This is a genomic window from Skermanella sp. (assembly GCF_059503625.1).
In genome coordinates this window covers 1-4,248 of the sequence record NZ_JCACHA010000054.1, presented here as the reverse complement: position 1 = coordinate 4,248, position 4,248 = coordinate 1, and the positions used below count along the sequence as shown (strand labels likewise).

The following is a 4,248-nucleotide window of genomic DNA, read 5'->3' as shown; positions in this document are numbered from 1 at the left end:
AACGCGGTGCGGAACAGAAAGCGACAGCGTCCTTTGCTCTGAAGGTGCCGACCACACTGCTCGCAGTCTCGATGTCGCGTCAGGAAACTCATCGCCTGGGCCGCAACGAGACTTACCTGCGCACCGGCCAGAACGGTCTTGGCTTGCTCAAGCGACAAGCCGATCTCTTCGAGTTGGTCATCGCCCTTGTCAAAGCAGGCGATCACGTCCTCGCTGAGCACGGTGTCATCATCGCTGACGATCCGGACCTGGATCTGAACTCGCATAGGCATTCCGAAGGCTCAATGGCTGAAGAACTCCAACCTACCTGCCTTCCGCAGCGCCGGCCATGCCACCCCACAGATTTTTATGCTCTCCCTGCCAGACCGATCAGCCCATCCAGATGATTGATCAGTTGTGTAAGGTCTTGTGCCATGGCTAACCAAACAGTCCAGCGACACGAACATCAGCGAACGAGAATTGATCCAGATCAATCCGTCATGCTGGTCGGACTAAGTGCCTAGAATTGTTGTGGAAAGCGGCGCTACCATTCAGGTGACATCGCCGGCAGTTGTTCCAGATAGCTCGTTAGATCGGTTTCCTTCAGGATCGTCAAAGCGTCTGGGTCCGGTATCGCCTGTTCCGGTTCCTCAAGTACGTCCGTCAGCATCAGCCACGTCCTGAACATCAGGTTGTCCTCGATCAGATCGATCGCGCACGCCAGCGGTTTGTGCGTTCGCACATCCCCCGGCGCCAGCCCCACCCGATCAAACTCCTGCGCAATCAATTGCGCGGCTTCCTCCGGATCGTCCTGCGCCTCCAGCAGATCCGACAAACGCAGCGTCATCAGATCCAGGTACCGCTGCTGATCGATCTTCTCCGGCCCCATCGGCAGAGGGACCACCATCAGTGCCGGTATCAGCGCTCCGTCCGGTACCCACGCCAGAGTGTATGGGGTATTAGGCTTCAAGATACCATCCTATCTCTTCCCGCCGCCATACCTGCCAGGAAACATCCGCAGCCAGCAGCTTGCCCGCAGACCTCTAACAACCTTGAAACTCTTACTGGTCGACTTGGCGGTGTCGATCAGTGAAACGTCGTAAGGAGATGACGGCGCCAACCTTTCGGATCGACGATCCTGCGGCCATCGGCGACGAGCCTGATCAGGTCGACATCGTCTTGCCAGTCGATGTACAAACTTTACGGAAGCTTTGCTACTCCTAGCTGCTATCATCACCAATGCGCAGTCTGCCTGCACGAGCTTCCACAACTTGACAGTGGTCGGCAGCAGCTGGCGGCAGAGGGACATCGGTCATGGCATCAGTCCTTTTCGACACCAGATTATGCCCATTCCGGCATATGGAAGCCCTAAACTGGTTGAAGTCATATGTCTCAGCATAGGGGGTGACGGTTAGATGATGCACCTTCTCAAACGTTTGCTATCCGTGACCCGCGAGATGATCCGAGAACAAGCCAAAGTGATGAAGGAGGCCGACAAAACAGAGTTTGAACTGGACAGGAGCCTTCGCCGGACGTCGAAATCAAAGTCCTCAAGATCGAAGGCACCAAGGCTGAATCCTGATTGACCCTCAGCTGGGGGCGTCACGCCGGCCGGATCAACGCGTCGATGCGGTCAGCCAGGGCGGCGCAATCCTTCGCCATTGGCAGATCGCCATGCTGCAGCCGGGCTGCCTCGTCCAACAACATGTGGCGCGCTGCCCTTTCACCGATCAGCTCCACTTGGTCTAGCAATGCGTCGTCGGGAGCGTCCTTCAGCGCCAGCAGCTCGATGACACAGCGTTCGGTGCCCGTGCCTGTTCGATCCATTCATGCATCCCCGTCTACTGGCGGTAAACGTCCTATGGCGGCATCATGAGCGATCACCTTGTCGATTTCCTCAGCCACCTCGCGCACCGGAGACTCTCCCGGCAGGGCAGCCAGCCACAGAGTAAAAAGGCGGGAGAGTTCAACCAAATCGTCCTGTGTCATCTGCCTTTCCGCCAAAACCGGTCAGGATCAGGATCGCCGGGCTGGTTGTCTCCAGAACAGGCTCCACCTCAGAGCGTTCCGTCGCTTACCTGTTTGTACCGGTAAGCGACGGTGGGATTGTTGGATCTGGCACGGGAACCAGGGCTCGTCATTTCGCATCAGGCGACGTGAGGTGCTGAGACAGGTACTTGTTCATCTCGAACATGGTTACCTTCTTCCTGCCGAATACCGCTTCCAGGTTGTCGTCGGCCAGGATCTCGCGCCGGTTTTCCGGGTTCTGTAGTTCATGCTTCTTGATGTAGTCCCACACCTTGCTGACGATGTCACCGCGCGCCAGAGGCTCGCCTCCGACCACGGCAGCCAGTTCCCTGGACGGCTGCAGGAGCTTTTGCAGCGCATTGGGCTTCTGGCCCTCTTTGCTTACCGGCTCTACTTTGCTGCTTTGTGCCTTAGCTGCTTTGGGCGCTTTCGCCCCCTTGGTTTCCTTGGATGCTCTGGTTTCGTCAGATGATTTAGCTTCTTTGGAAGTCTTGGTGTCTTTAGCCGCCATGATTGCCCTCTGCGTCGCCGGGTTCGTTGGTTTCACCCGGTGGAGATGTGCCGGTCGCAGGTAACACTTTGCCGACTGGGAAGATCCCTTCGAACCTATCCATAAGGTTATCAATGCCCTCAGTTACGCTGATGGAATGCGCTGAACCGCTTGTCGCGCCGAGACCAGAGCAGCCCGGCCATGACGAGCGTGTAGAGGACTGCCGCGAGAACATAGCCTACTCGCGTCGAAAACGCCTCGGCGCTGCTCCCGGGCAGCGGCGAGACGCCGAGCCCGAACAGGATCAGGAAGGTGACAAGCACACCCGCATAGACTTTGCCGGCCCTGACATCGGCCGCTGCCCGCCCCCCCAAAGGCAGGGCCGACTGCCAGAAGGATCAGGAACAGCCAGGGAAGTTCCGGCCGCAGTTCGACGACCGTAAAGGCGATTGAGGCGACTATCCCTCCCAATAGAATGACGATCACTAGAGCAGATGTCGTACGCAGGCTGGTCGCAAAGTCGATCTGGCCGAGAAGCGAGCGCACGATCCGCGACAGCCTGGGCATTCCCAGCATATTCGTCACAGCGCACGACGATGCGGCGACCATTGGACAGGCTATGGCTGCCCGGACGGTCGGCTTCGTCACCAAGCCCTACACCTCAAGGGAAATCACGGCTGCCCTTGCCGAAGCTCTCAGCAGCCCTCATGGCCTTTGCTGAACCTGGACAAGCCGCTCGACATCATAGCGGAAAGATGATCTTCCAGACCGTTCCCGATGATGCATCCACCTCGATCGATCCCTCGACCTGCTTCACCAGTCGCTCGACAAGGGTCATCCCGACGCTGCGGCGGAGTTGCCGATCCATTCCCTTGCCGTCATCGGCGACAATCAGCAGCGCCTCGCTTGGCCCGGCAGCTGCCAGTGAGATTTCCACCTTCCCGCTGCCGCCGGCAAAGGCATGTTCCAGCGCGTTCGAAACGAGCTCGTTGACCACGATGCCCAGCGCGGTGCACCGGTCAAGACCCAGGGTGACGTGCTGGTCGGCAGTGAAGACCAGATCAACCTGGCCTCCATTGAGCCCTGTTACCTGTCCCATGCTGTCGCACAGCGACGACAGGTAGGCCGCGAAGTCGATCGTTCTTCCCATGCCGACGCCGAGCAGGTGGTCGTACAGAGTGGACAGCGCCAGCACCTGCCCGGCGACCTCCTGGAAGCCCTGCTGTGCCGCCGTGTCCTTTGTCCGTCTGGCCTGGATGCTGAGCGAGGACTGGATCAGCTGAAGGTGGTTGCGCACTCGGTGCTGCATCTCGCGCAGCAGAACGCCGCGCTCGTCCGCCAGCGCCTCCTTCTTCTGGAGAGCCCTGTCGAGAGCCCGCTTGCGCCGAATACGGCTGATTGCCTCGGCAACTACCTTGGCAAAGCCGCTGAGAAACTCGACGTCGTCATCCTCGAACGCCCGTGGCCCGGTACAATCGACACCCAGGGTGCCGAACGTGCCGTCACTGCCCTGGATCGGAACGCACACCGACGAAATGATGCCATGCCGGGCGAAGAACGGCGGGAATGTGGAGGCCGGTAAAGCACCAGTGTCTGTGGTGATCACCGGCTTACCCGTCACAAAGGTTCTGCCGGCGGTGTTTGTCTGGTCGGCCGGAACTTTCAGCCGCCCGACAGCACCGGCGGGCCAGCCGAAGCCGGAGCGAAGGAAAAGGTCATCCTCGTCAGCACGATACTGCATGACCCGGCAG

The 4,248-nt window shown here is 59.2% G+C and carries 7 protein-coding genes and 1 pseudogene; 1 reads left to right on the top strand and 7 read right to left on the bottom strand.

Features of this window, described 5'->3' with window-relative positions:
• The 6 genes and pseudogenes from AC5JJ6_RS01450 to AC5JJ6_RS01425 form a co-directional block, all read right to left on the bottom strand.
• Positions 1-266: pseudogene (locus tag AC5JJ6_RS01450) on the bottom strand (ISKra4 family transposase); the annotation flags it as partial.
• 257 nt (positions 267-523) lie between these two features.
• Entirely contained in the window at positions 524-949 is a 426-nt protein-coding gene (locus AC5JJ6_RS01445; RefSeq protein WP_496040334.1) for a hypothetical protein, read from the bottom strand.
• Between the two features lie 632 nt (positions 950-1,581).
• The gene (locus AC5JJ6_RS01440) at positions 1,582-1,806 is read right to left on the bottom strand and encodes a hypothetical protein (protein WP_496040333.1); all 225 of its coding nucleotides are present in this window, start codon (positions 1,804-1,806) and stop codon (positions 1,582-1,584) included.
• Positions 1,807-1,968 carry a hypothetical protein gene (locus AC5JJ6_RS01435; RefSeq protein ID WP_496040332.1) on the bottom strand — a complete coding sequence of 54 codons (162 nt, stop codon included), beginning with the start codon at positions 1,966-1,968 and terminating at the stop codon, positions 1,807-1,809.
• Positions 1,969-2,116: 148 nt separating this feature from the next.
• Positions 2,117-2,518: an SWIB/MDM2 domain-containing protein gene (locus AC5JJ6_RS01430; RefSeq protein ID WP_496040331.1), complete on the bottom strand. Its 402-nt coding sequence runs from the start codon at positions 2,516-2,518 to the stop codon at positions 2,117-2,119.
• Between the two features lie 119 nt (positions 2,519-2,637).
• A complete protein-coding gene (locus AC5JJ6_RS01425; protein WP_496040330.1) occupies positions 2,638-2,871 on the bottom strand; it encodes a hypothetical protein in 234 nt (77 codons plus the stop codon).
• 101 nt (positions 2,872-2,972) lie between these two features.
• On the opposite strand from AC5JJ6_RS01425, the gene AC5JJ6_RS01420 reads away from it, so the two are divergent.
• Positions 2,973-3,218 (top strand): response regulator, encoded by a 246-nt coding sequence (locus tag AC5JJ6_RS01420; protein ID WP_496040329.1) that lies wholly within the window; start codon positions 2,973-2,975, stop codon positions 3,216-3,218.
• 21 nt (positions 3,219-3,239) lie between these two features.
• Here the strand turns inward: AC5JJ6_RS01420 and AC5JJ6_RS01415 are convergent.
• Positions 3,240-4,248, bottom strand: a 1,009-nt coding sequence (locus AC5JJ6_RS01415) for a sensor histidine kinase (RefSeq protein WP_496040328.1), incomplete at its 5' end; no start/stop codon positions are given.

Bases quoted from the DNA above. Each gene is read 5' to 3' on its own strand.
- AC5JJ6_RS01440 (WP_496040333.1), bottom strand. From the start codon at position 1,806: ATGGATCGAACAGGCACGGGCACCGAACGCTGTGTCATCGAGCTGCTG.
- AC5JJ6_RS01435 (WP_496040332.1), bottom strand. From the start codon at position 1,968: ATGACACAGGACGATTTGGTTGAACTCTCCCGCCTTTTTACTCTGTGG.
- AC5JJ6_RS01430 (WP_496040331.1), bottom strand. From the start codon at position 2,518: ATGGCGGCTAAAGACACCAAGACTTCCAAAGAAGCTAAATCATCTGAC.
- AC5JJ6_RS01420 (WP_496040329.1), top strand. From the start codon at position 2,973: ATGACGATCACTAGAGCAGATGTCGTACGCAGGCTGGTCGCAAAGTCG.